The sequence below is a fragment of the Serratia sp. HRI genome, assembly GCF_010119335.3.
Classification (GTDB): domain Bacteria; phylum Pseudomonadota; class Gammaproteobacteria; order Enterobacterales; family Enterobacteriaceae; genus Serratia; species Serratia nevei.
Window position 1 is genome coordinate 849,412 of sequence record NZ_CP083690.1, and the last position, 15,645, is coordinate 865,056.

Genomic DNA, 15,645 nt, shown 5'->3' on the forward strand with positions numbered 1-15,645 from the left:
AAACAGGGTGAATCATAGAATTGAACTTGTATCTGCAGCGATACAAAACCTTTCCTGATTGAGCGCAATCGTTGCAACCGCGAACTGAATGGCTATGCATATGATTGCATGCGCCTTTTTTCACTGCCCTGCTCGCGTGGTCACAAGGGAAATCGCAAGCCCTTTGCAGAATCAGCAGCATAGCCGCTGCTACCGCAACCCGCCAGCCCCCAGGGTAAAAAACGCCTTTTATCGATTTTTTATGCAGTTTTTCTCTATGTGATACGCCATTAACGGCACAAAAGGCGAGAAAGATCGGGCGGCAAAGGCCAAAGTGCAGAATATTTTATTGCGGAGGGGAATAACGGCAGCATGCCGCCGGAGCGACGGCATGCTTAAGGTACAGCGAGGATCAGTGCAGCATCGGCTGACGCACGGCGCCAGCGGGGATCTCTTCTTCATCCCCCATAAACAGCAGATCGTTCGCCCGCGCTTCGAGGATCACCATCGAGACCTGCTCTTCACCCTGCTGCATAAAGTGGGTGAACTGCTCATAGGTGATGCCGACCGCCACGCTCAGCGACTGGCAGACAATCAGCTTCGGCAGGTTGTCGTCCTGAATGTCGACAAAGGCTTTGATGGTCAGCGAACTGGCGTTGATTTGGCTCAGGTCCGCCACCAGCGGGATCAGCGCGGTCGGCTTCACCTCGGCCAGCGCGGAGAACAGAATGACGTTGTCCACCAGATCTATCTTGGCGTCGAACACGCCGTCGAAGTTCTGCATGTGCGGCAGGTGCAGCGCCTGGCAGGAATCGCACTCAAAGAAAGAAATGCCCGACTGATCCAGCCAGCGCCGCAACAGCGCCAAATCGGGGACAATGAGTGAATCCATAATAACCAGCCTCACAATATTCAATACGCGAAAAGGCGCATAGCTTACGGAATATTCACCCGATACGCCACGATCAATGCGGCTTAATTCACTAATTAAGATATTGCTCGGCGAGAAAAGCGCGCCGCCCGCCCCGTCACCCGCCGGATTTCAGGCGAAAGCCAGGCCGGCCGCGCTGCTCGATGTATTCGATCATCATGCCGGCGATGTCCAGCCCGGTGGTGGTTTCCACGCCTTCGAGCCCCGGCGACGCGTTGACCTCCATCACCAGCGGGCCGCGCTCGGCGCGCAGAATATCCACCCCGGCGACGTCCAGCCCCAGCGTGCTCGCCGCCTTCACCGCGATCGCCCGCTCCCTGGCGGTGATGGTCACCTTGCGGGCGGTGCCGCCGCGGTGCAGGTTGGAGCGAAACTCACCCGGCTTGGCCTGCCGCTCGATGGCGGCCACCACCCGGCCGCCGACCACCAGGCAGCGCACATCGCTGCCCAGTGCCTCGCGCACGTATTCCTGCACCAGGATGTGGGCGTTCAGCCCGCGAAAGGCGTCGATCACGCTTTCCGCCGCCTGGCGGGTTTCCGCCAGCACCACGCCGATGCCCTGCGTGCCCTCCACCAGCTTGACCACCAGCGGCGCGCCGCCGACCAGCTCGATCAGGTCGCCGGTGTCGTCGGGCGAATGGGCAAAACCGGTGATCGGCAAATCGATGCCCTGCCGCGCCAACAGCTGCAGCGAGCGCAGCTTGTCGCGGGCGCGGGTAATGGCCACGGATTCGTTTAGCGGGTAGCTGCCGAGCAGCTCGAACTGGCGCAGCACCGCGGTGCCGTAAAAGGTGATGGCGGAGCCGATGCGCGGGATCACCGCATCGTAACGCTCCAGTTGGCGGCCGCGATAATGAATGGTCGGCGCCGCCGGATTGATATTCATGTAGCAGGAGAGCGGATCGATGATATCGATGCTGTGCCCGCGATCTTCCGCCGCTTCACGCAGCCGCTTGCATGAGTAGAGCGTTCCGTCGCGAGAAAGAATGGCAATTTTCACTCGTCACCCCAAAAAGGCCAACGCCTGCCCGGCAGGCGAGTTAGCGGCCGCGACGCTCAGGCGCGCGGATCGCTGTCCTGATTATCTTTCGATTGCGGTTTGCGGCGATCGTTTTCCGGCGGCAACCCGCCGCGCATCAACGGCCCGAAGCCTTGCACCACGCGCCACACCAGAAACGCCGCCGCCGGCACCATCAGCGCTACACCGAGGAAAATCATGCCGACCGCCGCCTGCTGCGACGCCAGCCAGCCCGGCAGCTGCAGGTGGCCGTGAATGCTGAGGTAGGCCAACACCAGCATCACGATGCCCAGCCCTTCCAACACCAGCACCGGGCGCGGTAAGTCACCGAATGAACGCATATTTTTCTTCTCCAGAAGGTCTGCCCCCAGTGTAGTGAATTCCCGTCGGCGGCGACAGCCCCGGCCGACTAATTGGTTACATGAATCAGATTAACAGGTAATTCCTGCTTTTTTTTCACCGCCTCAACGGGCATAGTAGGCGCCATCTGACGCAGGTAATGACTTTTTCGGTGACGGGATGTCGTTGCGGTAGCGAACAATTTATTGAAAATCCAATTAAGGAGCGTTGCATGTTTGCAGTAATCTTCGGGCGTCCTGGCTGTCCTTATTGTGTCCGCGCTAAAGAACTGGCGGAAAAACTGACTGAAGAACGCGACGATTTCAACTTCCGTTACGTTGACATCCACGCGGAAGGCATCACCAAGGCCGATCTGGAAAAAACCGTCGGCAAACCGGTTGAAACCGTGCCGCAGATCTTCCTGGATGAGAAGCACATCGGCGGTTGCACCGATTTCGAAGCTTACGCCAAAGAACACCTGAACCTGTTCCAGTAAGTTTTTGAACGACAAAGACAAAAAAGGCGCTTAACGCGCCTTTTTTTATTGCCGCTGCCGCCGGTGCAGCTGCTGCAGCGTCTGCAACAGGCCGAGGGCGAACAGCATCAGCATCGCACCGAACACGCACCAAAACACCGCGCTGGTGGCGTACGCCAGCTCCTGCCAGAACGAAGAGGACGGTGTCAGCCAGAAATGGCGGATAAGCAGGCACAGCGGCAGCGCATACAGCGCGCCGAGCAGCGGGCAAAGCAGCCGCTTGCGGCTCGACAGATAGCTGGCGATCGCACCGGGGATCACAAACAGCAGCAGGCCGGTTTCGCCGTGATGCTCATGATCCGTGCTGCCGAACAGGCCGGTTTGCTGGCCGAGAAACACCAGGCTGAACAACAAAAAACAGCTGAGAATGCCCAGCCAATATCTATAACTCGTCATGCGAATTCTCCCCCGCCCAATTACTGCATCAATAGAAATCGGCCTGGCCCCCGCGCGGAGACGCTGAACCGAATTTTTTCCTTGGTCAAAAGAGAGTTAAATGCGCACGGCGGCGCAGGAAATCAGCTTTCTGTGCTGGCTGTCATCGGTCATAGCGTCTAGAATGAACGCCGCCGAACGATGGTTCGCTTCGCCTTACGCTGGTGGTGATTTATGACGTCGTTTTAAGGCTGAATTTATCTCTTATAGCTATCTATATCAAGCACTTACTGGTAAACAATAAGTTATCCTCCGTGAACATAAACGTCGCTAGTTTGTTAAACGGTAACTACATTCTGTTACTGTTCGTGGTACTCGCACTGGGGCTGTGCCTCGGTAAACTCCGTCTGGGCTCCGTCCAACTCGGTAATTCCATTGGCGTTTTGGTGGTTTCGCTGCTGCTCGGCCAGCAACACTTCGCCATTAACACCGAGGCGCTGAATCTCGGCTTTATGCTGTTTATTTTCTGCGTCGGCGTGGAAGCCGGGCCCAACTTTTTCTCGATTTTCTTCCGCGACGGCAAAAACTACCTGATGCTGGCGCTGGTGATGGTCGGCTCGGCGATGGTGCTCGCCATCGGTCTCGGCAAGCTGTTCCACTGGGACATCGGCCTGACCGCCGGCATGCTGGCCGGCTCGATGACTTCGACGCCGGTGCTGGTGGGCGCCGGCGACACGCTGCGCAACACCATCGTCAACGGCCCGGCGCTGCTGGCGGCGCAGGATCATCTGAGCCTCGGCTACGCCCTCACCTACCTGATCGGTCTGGTCAGCCTGATCTTCGGCGCGCGCTACCTGCCGAAGCTGCAGCACCAGGACCTGTCCACCTCTGCCCAGCAGATTGCCCGCGAACGCGGCCTGGACACCGACAGCCAGCGCAAGGTCTACCTGCCGGTGATCCGCGCCTACCGCGTCGGCCCCGAGCTGGTGGCCTGGGCCGACGGCAAAAACCTGCGCGAACTGGGCATCTACCGCCAGACCGGCTGTTACATCGAACGCATCCGCCGCAACGGCATTCTGGCCAACCCGGACGGTGACGCGGTGCTGCAGGTGGGCGACGAGATCTCGCTGGTCGGCTACCCGGACGCCCACGCGCGGCTGGACCCGAGCTTCCGCAACGGCAAGGAAGTGTTCGATCGCGATCTGCTCGACATGCGCATCGTGACCGAAGAGATCGTGGTGAAGAACAGCAACGCGGTGAACAAGCGCCTGAGCCAGCTGAAGCTGACCGATCACGGCTGCTTCCTCAACCGCGTGATCCGCAGCCAGATCGAAATGCCGATCGACGACAGCATCGTGCTCAACAAGGGCGACGTGCTGCAGGTGAGCGGCGACGCGCGCCGGGTGAAGAGCGTGGCGGAGAAGATTGGCTTTATCTCCATCCACAGCCAGGTGACCGACCTGCTGGCATTCTGCGCCTTCTTCATCATCGGCCTGCTGATCGGCCAGATCACCATTCAGTTCAGTAACTTCTCGTTCGGCATCGGCAACGCCGCCGGCCTGCTGATGTCCGGCATCATGCTCGGCTTCCTGCGCGCCAACCACCCGACCTTCGGCTACATTCCGCAGGGCGCGCTGAACATGGTGAAAGAATTCGGCCTGATGGTGTTTATGGCGGGCGTGGGCCTGAGCGCCGGCGCCGGCATCGGCCACAGCCTGGGCGCGGTCGGCGGCCAGATGTTGATCGCCGGGCTGATCGTCAGCCTGGTGCCGGTGGTTATCTGCTTCCTGTTCGGCGCCTACGTGCTGCGCATGAACCGCGCCCTGCTGTTCGGCGCCATCATGGGCGCCCGCACCTGCGCGCCGGCGATGGAAATTATCAGTGACACCGCACGCAGCAATATCCCGGCGTTGGGCTATGCCGGCACCTACGCCATCGCTAACGTGCTGTTAACGCTGGCGGGTTCACTCATCGTGGTGCTATGGCCGGGGATACTCGGCTGATCGATTAGCGGGAGAGATGGATCGGCGATAAAAATATTTTGATTTTTTTGTCGCCGGCCAGAACTTTCGTTGGGGGCCGCAGTCTGAATTAGTGCCACTGCTTTTCTTTGATGTCCCCATTTTGTGGAGCCCGATAATCCCGCCTTTTAGGTTCAAGATTATCGGGTTTTTTGTTGCCTGAAAAAATATCCCTATAAAACAATGTCGTGCAAAGCACCTAACTACCCTATGGCGACAAAGTGGCGACAGCCATTTTACGGACATAAAAAAACCTGCTTTCGCAGGCTTCTTGTTAAATCCAAAGTGTTCCCTGATTGCTTCGCGTTGGGTGTGGTGGAGCGATATCAACTTTGCCCGGTGATACGATCTGCCGCTGAATAGATTCCAGCGTCACAAAAGTACAACTGCAATTTATGTTTTGGCATTGATGATAACGCTCTTTAGTGTTCTCACTGAGAGATCCGATGGTGCTGCCGAACGGCGCCCGGCTGATGTTCCTCGGCACCAACGTGCGCACCGCGCAGAGCTACACCGGCAATCTGTATCTTGATGAGTATTTCTGGATACCGAAGTTTCAGGAGCTGCGCAAAGTCGCCAGCGGGATGTCGCTGCACAAGCGGTGGCGCACTACCTACTTTTCCACGCCGTCGAGTCTGGCGCACTCCGCTTATCCGTTCTGGTCGGGGGAACTGTTCAACAAAGGCCGCCGCAGCAAAGCCGATCACGTTCAGCTCGACCTCAGCCACAGCCACCTGTCAAAAGGCGTGCTGTGCGGCGATGGGCAATGGCGCCAGATTGTCACGGTTGAGGATGCGCTGACCGGCGGCTGTAACCTGTTTGACCTCGATCAGCTGTCGCTCGAATACAGCCCGGCAGAGTATCAGAACTTGCTGATGTGCGAATTTGTGGATGATACCGCGTCGGTATTCCCGTTCGCCGAGCTGCAAGGCTGCATGGTCGATTCGCTGGAAGAGTGGGAGGATTTCAACCCTTACGCCGTGCGGCCATTCGGCTATCGCCCGGTGTGGATCGGCTACGACCCATCGGAAGCAAACGGCGGCGACAGCGCCGGATGCGCGGTGATCGCGCCGCCAATGGTGGCCGGGGGCAAGTTCCGCGTGCTGGAGCGCCACCAGTGGCAGGGCATGAACTTTGCCGCGCAGGCCCAGAAGATTAAAGACCTTACCGAAGAATACTGTGTGGAGTACATCGGCATCGATGCGACCACCGTCGGCCAAGGTGTTTTCCAGCTGGTGCGCGAGTTCTTCCCAGCCGCGCGGGAAATCGAATACACCCCGGAAATCAAAACCGCCATGGTGCTGAAGGCAAAAGACACCATCGTGCGCGGCTGTCTGGAATACGACACCAGCCACACCGACATCACCGCCTCCTTATGGCGATACGCAAAACCATGACCGCCTGCGGTGCGCGCTCCACCTACACCGCCAGCCGCAGCGAAGAAGCCAGCCATGCCGATGTCGCGTGGGCGATCATGCACGCCCTTCTAAACGAACCGCTGACCGCAGGCAGCGGCCACAGCAGCCCGAACATTTTGGAGTTTTACTGATGAGCAAGCGCAAAGGCCGCAAGGCATTTACCCCCCCGGCGCCAGCCCCGACAGCAGAGCAGAAGCAGGATTTTGAGGCGTTCACCTTTGGCGAGCCGTCCGCGGTGCTGGATAAGCGGGAAATTCTGGATTACATCGAATGCACGACCAATGGCAAGTGGTACGAGCCGCCGATCTCATTCGACGGGCTGGCGCGCAGCGTGCGCGCCGCCGTGCATCACAGCTCGCCGATGTACGTTAAGCGCAATATTTTAGCGTCAACGTTTATCCCGCACCGGCTGTTAAGTCAGCAGGGGTTTAGCCGCTATGCGTTGGATTATCTGGTGTTCGGCAACGCCTATTTAGAGGAGCGTCAAAACATGCTCGGTGCCCCGCTGCAGCTGAAATCCTCCCCGGCCAAGTACACACGGCGCGGTGTTGAGCGCGGCGCTTACTGGTTTGTGCAGAACTGGAAAGAGGCGCACCGCTTCAAGACCGACAGTGTTTTTCACCTGATTGAGCCGGACATCAATCAGGAACTGTACGGCCTGTCGGAGTATCTCAGCGCGCTTAACTCCGCTTGGCTGAACGAGGCGGCGACGCTGTTCCGCCGCAAGTATTACCAGAACGGCGCACACGCGGGTTACATTCTGTATATGACCGACGCGGCGCAGAGTACAAGCGACGTTGACAGAATGCGCCAAGCCATGCGCGACACCAAGGGCTTGGGGAACTTCCGCAATCTGTTTATGTACGCGCCGGACGGCATCAAAATCTTGCCGCTGTCCGAGGTCGCCACCAAAGACGACTTTTTCAACATCAAGAACGCCAGCCGCGACGATCTGCTGAGTGCGCACCGCGTACCGCCGCAGATGATGGGGATTATCCCGAACAATACCGGTGGCTTCGGGGACGTGAAAAAGGCCGCTCAGGTGTTTGTGCGCAACGAGCTGACGCCGCTGCAAGAGCGCATGAAGGAGGTGAACGGCTGGATCGGGGAAGAGGTGATTAGATTCGCGCCGTATGAGTTACCGACTGAATAAGCAAAAAGCCGCCAGTGATTGGCGGCTTTTTTGTGGTTCATCGCGCTTTACCGGGGAACGCTGCTTTGATTTTCAGGAAGAAGTAAGCGTTATCCCGGTATCCATAGGCCATCCGCTTCATCACTTTTATCTTATTGTTCATCCCTTCCAGCACGCTGGTATTCAACCTGTGTCTGGCACTCGCGATGATGCCACCGGCATACCCTTTCAGTTTCTCGGCGAAGTGTTGCAACGCCTTGATTCCGCTTTCCTGAGACTGCCTGTACCAGCTTGTCCAGCGTCTCTGCGCCTCTTGTTCACTCGGGGCGTACCACAGTTCTTTCAGCGCTGTTTTCATCAGCCAGACCACATTCAACGGCTGATTCGCCTCCAGCAACTCCGTGAGCTTTACCTCATGCCCTTCGGGCAGGTTTTCGGGGTTGCGCAGCAGCAGCCAGCGGCTGCGTTTGATGACCTGACGCGATTTTGGGTTATCACGGAGTTGATTGGCCTGGTCGACGCGGACCCGGTCGATAACCTCCCGGCCATACTTTGCCACCACATGGAACAAGTCATAGACCACTTCCGCCTGCGGGCAGTGATGCCTGACTTCCAGGTCTAACGCCGTATTCATATCCATGGCGACAGACTGGATAGCGGCACAGCCTTCAGCGCCCAGCCAGACGAAGAAGGGGCGGAAGGCCGCTCTGCTGCGGCCTTCGCCCACCCACAACACCTGTTGCGTATCCGCATCCATCACCACGGTGGCATAACGATGTCCTTTGAACAGGGCGAACTCATCCATCACCAGACGGCGGAGGGTATGGCGCTGCGGCTCTGTCCGTTCCCGCAGCAGACGCCGGTAGTCGATATTCTTGACCGTATGCCAGTGCAGTCCGGTGAGTTGTGCAACATGTTTAATCGGCAGTAAACGGACCAGTGACTCAACCCATACGGATAGCGTCGTGGTATATCTCTGGCGTTCAGGCAACCAGCTGATTTTTTCGGTGGTGACCCCGCAATGGGGGCAACACAGGCGCCGGACGGGGACGTTGAGCCAGACGACCCAATCGAGCAGCTGGCGTTCACGCACTCGGCGGAAGGAAACATCATGCACAACAGGCACCCGCCGCTCACAACGACGACAACAGGGCATGACGGCAGCGTCAGGCTGGAGCTGGATAAGCAGGGAGTTGGCAGAAGGATGCGAGAAGGAATTGACGATAAAGCCTTCCCAGAACAGGGAGCAAAGGTTAGCATTCATAGTGACGGCAGTTTTGAAGGTTTAGGGTGTGTTTTGGCGAATACAAACCTAAACGTTCTGACTGCCGTTTTCTATTGGTTCACGCTAAAGCGCGATGAACCTTTTTTGTTGGCGCTGGATCAGGAATGCTTTTCGATAACCAGATCAACACCTTCATTCAGCAGTTCATTAATCGACTGCCCGGTGGCCTGAGCGGCAATGGCTAACGCCTGATGGCGTTCCGGCGACAGGCGGGTGGTTACTTTGCCGCTGTACGACTTGTAAGGCTCGATGCCGTCTTTATGGCACTCATCGAGAAAGACCGCGAGTGAGATCGCGCCTTCTTTCTTCAGCTCGTCCACGCTGTAGGCGTAGAAGTCGGCGCCACCGTTCAGCCCGACAAACTCGCCCCGGAACATTTCAATTTCTGGGTCGAAGTTGATGACGGCCGTATGGCCGTCAATTTTCAGTGTGTTATTCATCATGGTTTTATTCCTAAGCTATCCAACCAGATCCGAATAGAGTTAACCGCCCCCTTGTCAGTGGTAGGTCTGGGGTGTGGCCGGTGAAAGACTCTTTTTTCACCTTTCAACAGCACCGCGATCCTAGAACCTTCCCTTTCGTGAATCTCCGCCCCTAATGCGGTAAAAAGCGCCTCAATATCAGACCACTTTATAGAACCGTTGACAGGCCGGGCAAACACATCTGACAGCGTTTTTTGGTGTCGTTTGTTCATGGGGTTTATAGTATCACTTTATGACACCATTGCAAGAATATTATGGTGTCGTTTTTTGGTGTCATTGATTAGCAATGTTATGCAGTGCGCTGTAAGCGCCTGAGAGCGCCATCATGGCGCCACGACATCAAACCCCATTCTCATGCAAGTATTGCGATAAATCGCCATGACGGGACGCTGGCGGCTCTTTTGGGAGGGGTTCAACACGGCTTGCGCGCAATGCTATCCCCGCCTCGCCTGCCCGCTTCATGTATCGCTTTTCATGCAGTTGCATGATCCGGCGCGATCCGCGCCAATGCTGGAGCTGCGGGGGTAAAAACAACACTGGATCGTCATGCGATTTCATGCACTCAATGCATGCATGGGCTATCAGCAGACAAAAAGATATGTATTGTGCTGATAACGCCCCTCGTCAATCAGCCTGAAAACGTGGCCGGACTGGTGCTTGATGTAACAATTCGCCTCTTCAGTTGGGTACTTACATTCCTTTGGGCATATCAGATAAACAATAAGGCAAGTCACGTACTTTGTTAACAGGTAGCGAGGAGCGGACATTCTTCTGGTATACAAGTGACAATGCGGCTTACGTCATAGGGACTGCTTCTGTAATCTCGAGATATCTCTATGCCACATTATATCCTGGGCTAGGTGTTTCACTTCAACACCCCCCACTTTTTCAGTAACCAGTCCATCAGTGCGGCCTCATCTTTAAAAGAGTGATAACTAGGGTCCTTTCGGCCGCCACGCGGGCCAATCGTCACGACAGACACGGAAAACCCGTCGCTAGTTTCCGATTTACTGATCCAAATATGCAGGGTGTCGCCGTAGTTATAGCTATAGTGTGCATCACCATACTTACTGTTCTGACTAGGTTCCTGATAGTTCCAACTTCCTTTAAACTGCTCATTCTGCGCAGCCAAGTCACCAGACAGGCGTCTCGTGGCTTTTGCTTTCGGGTGATTAGCCAGATCCGCCGTGACATTCTTCATTTTACGGATTTGATCAGCAATAGATCCCTCATGTTGCTGCTCAGGGCCCTCCTGCGTCTCTGCGGTGCCATTTTCGGACAACGACTCTAGAGCTGCAATCTTCTCACCACGGGCCTTATAGGCACGTACAACAGTGTTATAACGGTCTACCATGCCGTTGTAATCTGTTTTCAGAACGGAAAGTTCACGACGTAATTCCACTACCAGCGCGCTGCTGGCCGAGTCGTTCTTCATTTGGAGTAAGCTGGCCGGGTTTACACCCTGCTCCTGCATCGTAATGGCCAGCATTTTCAATGCCTGCGCGGCCTCATTGCCGTTGGCATTGTTAAAAGCCATTTGAAGGTACTTGTTTAGTTTGGCATGCATGATCTATCTCACATCAACCCAAAGAGTTGCATCGTTGATATTGTGCTGATGACCGTCTATCGAATGTTTGATAACAATCGTTTTCATTCAGTCGGGGACACGGGGCGCTAGGTTATTGCTCACGAATTAAGCCCATGAAGCGGCAACGGTAAATTCATGTACTTGGCACACATCAGACCATTATACGAAATTATTTCACCTTTGGGTCTACAGTCAGGATTTGTTGGCGGCGGCCAAACAATTTTCAAACGGTCGCAAAGTAAAATGCAAATGGGTAATCAAGTCAAATGCAATTACGCTCTCAGACGTAATGTGCGTGCCGAGCCGGTTTGCGGCGTGAATGAAATCAACGGTCTTTATGCGGCGGCCTTTGCCGTTCTCGTTGAAGTTCAGCGCCTCCATAAACGCCCCGGCTAAGTTTAAATCTCGTCTCATACGTCACCTATGGATTAAGAGATCGCGGCAAGCTGCCTGATCACCTCTGCTTTTTCAGGGGCAATGCTGCTTTTCATCTCCCCCGCAAGTTCTGAAATCCATATCAGTGCAATGTCTTTGTCTTTCGCTTGGCTCTCATAACAACCCCCCAGACGGGCGATGAGTTCAATTCTTTCTAAAACAACCACTTCATCCACTGCTTGCACCCTTTCCCTCCGATGCTTAATTGCTGTGTGCATATACAGCACATGCCTATCGGATTTAATTGCGCAAGAAATTATTGGAAGCCCGCCCAATCGTTAACCGCCGGATAGTGCATTGAAATATCACCAAATTTAACTTTAGCGCCGCGCGCCAGTGCCTCAAGTTCCCATCGCGTCGGCTCTATGCCGTGTAGTGCCAGCTCTGAGTAAATTTTGGATACGCGATCGCGCTCGGCAGTGGTCAATCTGGCCGATGCAGCAGGCTCTATACGCTTATATGGGTCAATTCCTCTTTGCTGCCTGTTTATCTGTGGGGCATTTGCCCGTAAACGCGTCATAACAGACCGTGCAACGGTCATGTCATCCCAGTCAATCTGGGTTTCCGGTGCATGTTCCATCACCGCCACGGCCTCTACAGGCTCGCCATCCTGCGCATTTTCGGCGCCACCGCTGCCGACCAACCCACAGTTATTGACAGGACTCCGAGGCGCGCCGGAGGCGCTTTTCAAAGTCAAAGGCTCAACGGCAACGGCTTTAGCGACGATGCGCCATTGCGTGGTGCGGGTTTCATAAACGCGATCGGCGCCGATGTGAGGGGCAAAAATCCCCGCAGTTTTTCTGCACTTCTTCGTCATAGGCGTTGCGCTCGTCGGCAACCCGGCGGGCTACACGCACAGTCTGATCGTCACGGGCAACGTTAGGCCCCCCCTGCGCCAGAATGTAAGCGGCAAAGTCACCGGCATCAGCAGCAGCGCGCACCGCCTCAACGGTTTCGTCAAACTCATCGGCCAGACTGACAGAGCGGATCTTGCGGCACTCACGCCATGCGCCGCGCGACGGCAGGCCGATAAAGTGAAATTGAGGGATACGCCATGTTGACGCCCACGCGGTGACGGCGGCCGCCGTATCAGTCAACAGCTCGCCGGTTTCATGATCGCGTTCGCCGTCCAGCGCGTAGCCGTCGATGTTTTTTGCAATGTATTTGGCGATATAGCCCGCCGCACCGCCTTTGTTCAGGTGCTTGCAGTCAAACCGGTTTTTGGCGGCGCCGCTGTTCAAATAGATGGCGTCACAAACGATACTTAACAGCACCACTCTCGTCACCACCGGCTGGGTGCTCTTTGGTGGCACATCCCATCATCTTCCTGTATGCCATCACGTCATGGTACAGCTCTGGAGGAAGGCCGGCATTGTCCCCCATGAAAGTCGAGGCTAACTAATTCACCTGTTTTATTTTTTCTTTAATTTTAGTTAGCTTTTTTATGTACGCATTGCTCTTATCCCCTTTGGCTATTTCCGCAGAAATCAGAGAGAGGAAGCTGTCATTAAAATCATCTTTGGCTAAGGGGTTAGCGCCATGAGCCAAAAGAACCTCAATGTGCTCTGGGCAACTATTATACAACGCATTAATTAATGGCGTTCTGTTCATAGCACCTTTGAGGTCAACATCAACTTGGTATGCAATTAACATCTTTAATGTTTCGGTGTTCGCCGCATCAAAACTTTCAAATATAATGGGTTGATTATGAACCTTATCCCTGGCATTTGGAGAGAGCCCGCCCTCCAACATAGCTTGTATCCATACACCTTTATTCGCCTTCATAACAAATTCAGCCGGGCTACTTCGCCCTTCCGGCCTAGGCTGCAGTGGGTCTGCCCCCGCCTTGACCAAATCTGTAATGATCTTGAGCCGCTCTGGCGTGTTCTTGTCAAAGATAGCGTTATTTATCGCCCAGAATAGCAACGTCATCTCCGCCTTGGCCGGCCGATTTAACGTTTCTTTGCTTACCGTCGGTAAAACCTTATCCAGCTTTTGCCTGTCACCCTCGTAGATGATGTTGGCGATGTCCAGCTGCTTTCCTTCAAAGTAATCCTGTGGCTGTAGATCCCTACCTTGTTCGCATCCCTGCATCATGAGCATCGACAGCAACATGATAATGATAAGAGCGCTGTGCCTCATGCCATCTCCATTTTTAACATAACCACGGCCCAACTTTGCTTTATTACCGTCTCAGTATCCCTCTGCACCCTTGGGATACTGAGAACGGCTTATTTACTGACAGGAGCAGGCGGCCATTTCCCACCACGCTTAATTAGCTCGTCTCTGATGCGTTCAAGAGACTCTTTCGCCTCACTGCCGTCCTGACTCCTATTAATCAGCCGTTGCAGCTGATTGCCCATCGTCCAACCCGAGTTGCCTCTTATATCGCTATCGGCGCCTTTTTCTAATAGAAGAATGACGTGGTCATAGGAGTGATAGTCTAAAGCATCGATGAGTAACGTATCACCCAGTGAATTTCTTATATTTATATCAGCACCATGCTCCAACATGACCTCTAATGTTTCTGTGTTTTTTGCAAAGATGCTATTAAAAATAATAGGTTGATTATGAACCTTATCCCTAACATTTGGAGAAAGTCCGCCCTCTAACATAGCCTGTATCCAGATGCCTTTATCCGCCTTCATAACAAACTCAGCGGGGCTACCTGGCGTGTTGGGTTGAGGCTGTAAAGGATCTGCGCCGGCTTTTACCAAATCAGTGATAATTTTCAGCCTTTCAGGTGTGGTTTTATCATAGATGGCATTGTTTATTGCCCAGAACAATAAGGTCATTTCTTCCTTAGCTGGACGATTTAAGATCTCTTTGTTTACTGATGACAACAGTTTATCCAACTGCGGCCTATCACCATCATAGATGGCTTTGGCAATGTCCAATTGCTGACCGTCAAAATAATCCTGCGGTTGTAAATCCATACCTTGTTTGCACCCTTGCATGATGAGCGTAGACACTACCATCGTGATAATGAGAATAAGCTTTTTCATATTCTTCCCTTGATTGTGGCAATGTCATCGTCTTTTTCATTTTCAATGCACTGTATCGCCTGGTCTATACCGTGCTTATCCAGCAGTGAACCTGTTCCACCGGAAAGCGTGTGTTTTACTCCCACGGCGTCAGGCGCCAACATGGACAACCGTTCTTTCGCCACCACTGCGGGCGGATAAAATTTGAGGTCTTTAGCATCCTCCCACAAATCAACCTCCTGCAGCTTGGTCAACAGCTCCCCTTTCACGCGATACGCCTGAATATTATCGGTACTGCCTATAATCGAACCGCCGTATTTTTCTACGGTTCCCGCATGCAATCCAGCGGCATTAAACGTCCAAGCCGGCTTGCCGCTGGCCATGGAGGCAGCAGACGCCATGCCACCGCCTAATGAGTGACCTGCAACGTCGATATTGGATACCTTTGAAATTATCGCCTTACCAAAGACACTTTCGTCTGGCTGATAAACTCGGGCTAAAAAGTCAGGATTCATTGGTTTGTCATAAAGCATGTTACTGCTCAAACCAAGCCGGCCCAGCGCCCCATCATTGTTACTGATGTCCTTCCAGCCTTCAGGGATGTCTATCGTGTCCTTGAGCGGATTAGTGGTCTTGTAAACATTCTCAGCCAGCTTCGCCTTTTCGACCGCGACGTTGTTCTCCGCCAATCGCTGTGCCGCCATGCGCGCATCCGGGTAAATGCTGCGGTTGCCTCGCCCTATCAGGTACTGGCGTTCTTGCCAACGTTCCGCCTTGGTCATCGGACGGATGGCCTGCACCGTGGCGGCAACGGTTGCCACTGCGGTAGCGATGGCTTGCTGCAGAGGGGGATTCCGGGTCGTATTCTGCCTCGCCGGCAGCACCGTCGGTTTTGCCCGATGACCATAGCGGCTGACCATTTCTTCATAGCGGGCGATCACGCGCCCAGTAGGATAAAAGGCAGGAAGAGAGCTACCGGGATAGCGCTGTAATCGGCCTTCCGCGTCGATGTAAAACGCGTATTTGGTCGGCGTCCAGGCGCCCATTCCCTCATCAATCGCCAGCAAACCGCCCCGATTGAGATCATCGAACACGCTGCGCTTCACAGCCGCGTCCTCACGAT

General features: G+C 54.7%; 17 protein-coding genes and 2 pseudogenes. 5 read left to right on the forward strand and 14 right to left on the reverse strand.

Features of this window, described 5'->3' with window-relative positions:
* Nucleotides 1-391 precede the first annotated feature (391 nt).
* From GF111_RS04150 to GF111_RS04160, 3 genes are all read right to left on the reverse strand, one after another.
* Nucleotides 392-871, reverse strand: a complete 480-nt coding sequence (locus GF111_RS04150; protein WP_004938666.1) for a YbjN domain-containing protein — start codon at nucleotides 869-871, stop codon at nucleotides 392-394.
* 136 nt (nucleotides 872-1,007) lie between these two features.
* Nucleotides 1,008-1,910 carry a 30S ribosomal protein S6--L-glutamate ligase gene (gene rimK / locus GF111_RS04155; RefSeq protein WP_147190514.1) on the reverse strand — a complete coding sequence of 301 codons (903 nt, stop codon included), beginning with the start codon at nucleotides 1,908-1,910 and terminating at the stop codon, nucleotides 1,008-1,010.
* Nucleotides 1,911-1,966: 56 nt separating this feature from the next.
* On the reverse strand, nucleotides 1,967-2,269 hold the full coding sequence (locus GF111_RS04160; protein WP_033646672.1) for a YbjC family protein: 303 nt from the start codon (nucleotides 2,267-2,269) through the stop codon (nucleotides 1,967-1,969).
* Nucleotides 2,270-2,499: 230 nt separating this feature from the next.
* Here GF111_RS04160 and GF111_RS04165 point away from each other — a divergent pair, with 230 nt between their 5' ends.
* The gene (locus GF111_RS04165; protein WP_004938676.1) at nucleotides 2,500-2,763 is read left to right on the forward strand and encodes a GrxA family glutaredoxin; all 264 of its coding nucleotides are present in this window, start codon (nucleotides 2,500-2,502) and stop codon (nucleotides 2,761-2,763) included.
* A gap of 45 nt (nucleotides 2,764-2,808) precedes the next feature.
* On the opposite strand, the gene GF111_RS04170 is transcribed toward GF111_RS04165, so the two are convergent.
* Nucleotides 2,809-3,198, reverse strand: a complete 390-nt coding sequence (locus GF111_RS04170; protein WP_033637808.1) for an inner membrane protein YbjM — start codon at nucleotides 3,196-3,198, stop codon at nucleotides 2,809-2,811.
* Between the two features lie 293 nt (nucleotides 3,199-3,491).
* On the opposite strand from GF111_RS04170, the gene GF111_RS04175 reads away from it, so the two are divergent.
* The gene (locus tag GF111_RS04175) at nucleotides 3,492-5,180 is read left to right on the forward strand and encodes an aspartate:alanine antiporter (protein ID WP_047728000.1); all 1,689 of its coding nucleotides are present in this window, start codon (nucleotides 3,492-3,494) and stop codon (nucleotides 5,178-5,180) included.
* A gap of 292 nt (nucleotides 5,181-5,472) precedes the next feature.
* Here GF111_RS04175 and GF111_RS04180 read toward each other — a convergent pair whose 3' ends face one another.
* Complete coding sequence (locus tag GF111_RS04180; protein WP_071845399.1) at nucleotides 5,473-5,688, reverse strand: ogr/Delta-like zinc finger family protein; 216 nt, start codon at nucleotides 5,686-5,688, stop codon at nucleotides 5,473-5,475.
* Here GF111_RS04180 and GF111_RS04185 point away from each other — a divergent pair.
* Together GF111_RS04185 and GF111_RS04190 are read left to right on the forward strand one after the other, a co-directional pair.
* Nucleotides 5,672-6,747 (forward strand): annotated as a pseudogene (locus GF111_RS04185) (terminase large subunit domain-containing protein). The gene GF111_RS04180 and the pseudogene GF111_RS04185 overlap by 17 nt on opposite strands.
* Nucleotides 6,747-7,769 (forward strand): phage portal protein, encoded by a 1,023-nt coding sequence (locus GF111_RS04190; RefSeq protein WP_047728002.1) that lies wholly within the window; start codon nucleotides 6,747-6,749, stop codon nucleotides 7,767-7,769. Before GF111_RS04185 ends, GF111_RS04190 begins: the two are co-directional and overlap by 1 nt.
* Nucleotides 7,770-7,806: 37 nt before the next feature.
* On the opposite strand, the gene GF111_RS04195 is transcribed toward GF111_RS04190, so the two are convergent.
* From GF111_RS04195 to GF111_RS04210, 4 genes are all read right to left on the reverse strand, one after another.
* Nucleotides 7,807-9,012 carry an ISL3 family transposase gene (locus GF111_RS04195; protein ID WP_071845277.1) on the reverse strand — a complete coding sequence of 402 codons (1,206 nt, stop codon included), beginning with the start codon at nucleotides 9,010-9,012 and terminating at the stop codon, nucleotides 7,807-7,809.
* A gap of 119 nt (nucleotides 9,013-9,131) precedes the next feature.
* On the reverse strand, nucleotides 9,132-9,476 hold the full coding sequence (locus tag GF111_RS04200; RefSeq protein WP_223294898.1) for a type II toxin-antitoxin system HicB family antitoxin: 345 nt from the start codon (nucleotides 9,474-9,476) through the stop codon (nucleotides 9,132-9,134).
* Complete coding sequence (locus GF111_RS04205) at nucleotides 9,473-9,727, reverse strand: type II toxin-antitoxin system HicA family toxin (protein ID WP_071605322.1); 255 nt, start codon at nucleotides 9,725-9,727, stop codon at nucleotides 9,473-9,475. Before GF111_RS04205 ends, GF111_RS04200 begins: the two co-directional genes overlap by 4 nt.
* 653 nt (nucleotides 9,728-10,380) lie before the next feature.
* Nucleotides 10,381-11,082 carry a hypothetical protein gene (locus tag GF111_RS04210; protein WP_038881175.1) on the reverse strand — a complete coding sequence of 234 codons (702 nt, stop codon included), beginning with the start codon at nucleotides 11,080-11,082 and terminating at the stop codon, nucleotides 10,381-10,383.
* 156 nt (nucleotides 11,083-11,238) lie between these two features.
* On the opposite strand from GF111_RS04210, the gene GF111_RS04215 reads away from it, so the two are divergent.
* The gene (locus GF111_RS04215; protein WP_139145145.1) at nucleotides 11,239-11,499 is read left to right on the forward strand and encodes a hypothetical protein; all 261 of its coding nucleotides are present in this window, start codon (nucleotides 11,239-11,241) and stop codon (nucleotides 11,497-11,499) included.
* Between the two features lie 32 nt (nucleotides 11,500-11,531).
* Here the strand turns inward: GF111_RS04215 and GF111_RS04220 are convergent, their stop codons facing one another.
* The 5 genes and pseudogenes from GF111_RS04220 to GF111_RS04240 all read right to left on the reverse strand — a co-directional run bounded on the left by GF111_RS04220 (nucleotide 11,532) and on the right by GF111_RS04240 (nucleotide 15,628).
* A complete protein-coding gene (locus tag GF111_RS04220; RefSeq protein ID WP_370633538.1) occupies nucleotides 11,532-11,714 on the reverse strand; it encodes a hypothetical protein in 183 nt (60 codons plus the stop codon).
* An 80-nt stretch (nucleotides 11,715-11,794) separates the two neighbouring features.
* Nucleotides 11,795-12,770, reverse strand: a pseudogene (locus tag GF111_RS04225) (replication endonuclease); the annotation flags it as partial.
* A gap of 166 nt (nucleotides 12,771-12,936) precedes the next feature.
* Complete coding sequence (locus tag GF111_RS04230) at nucleotides 12,937-13,680, reverse strand: ankyrin repeat domain-containing protein (RefSeq protein ID WP_224217814.1); 744 nt, start codon at nucleotides 13,678-13,680, stop codon at nucleotides 12,937-12,939.
* Nucleotides 13,681-13,769: 89 nt separating this feature from the next.
* The gene (locus GF111_RS04235) at nucleotides 13,770-14,543 is read right to left on the reverse strand and encodes an ankyrin repeat domain-containing protein (RefSeq protein WP_038881165.1); all 774 of its coding nucleotides are present in this window, start codon (nucleotides 14,541-14,543) and stop codon (nucleotides 13,770-13,772) included.
* Nucleotides 14,540-15,628 (reverse strand): phospholipase, encoded by a 1,089-nt coding sequence (locus GF111_RS04240; RefSeq protein ID WP_224217815.1) that lies wholly within the window; start codon nucleotides 15,626-15,628, stop codon nucleotides 14,540-14,542. The genes GF111_RS04235 and GF111_RS04240 overlap by 4 nt, the downstream gene beginning before the upstream one ends.
* Nucleotides 15,629-15,645 lie beyond the last annotated feature (17 nt).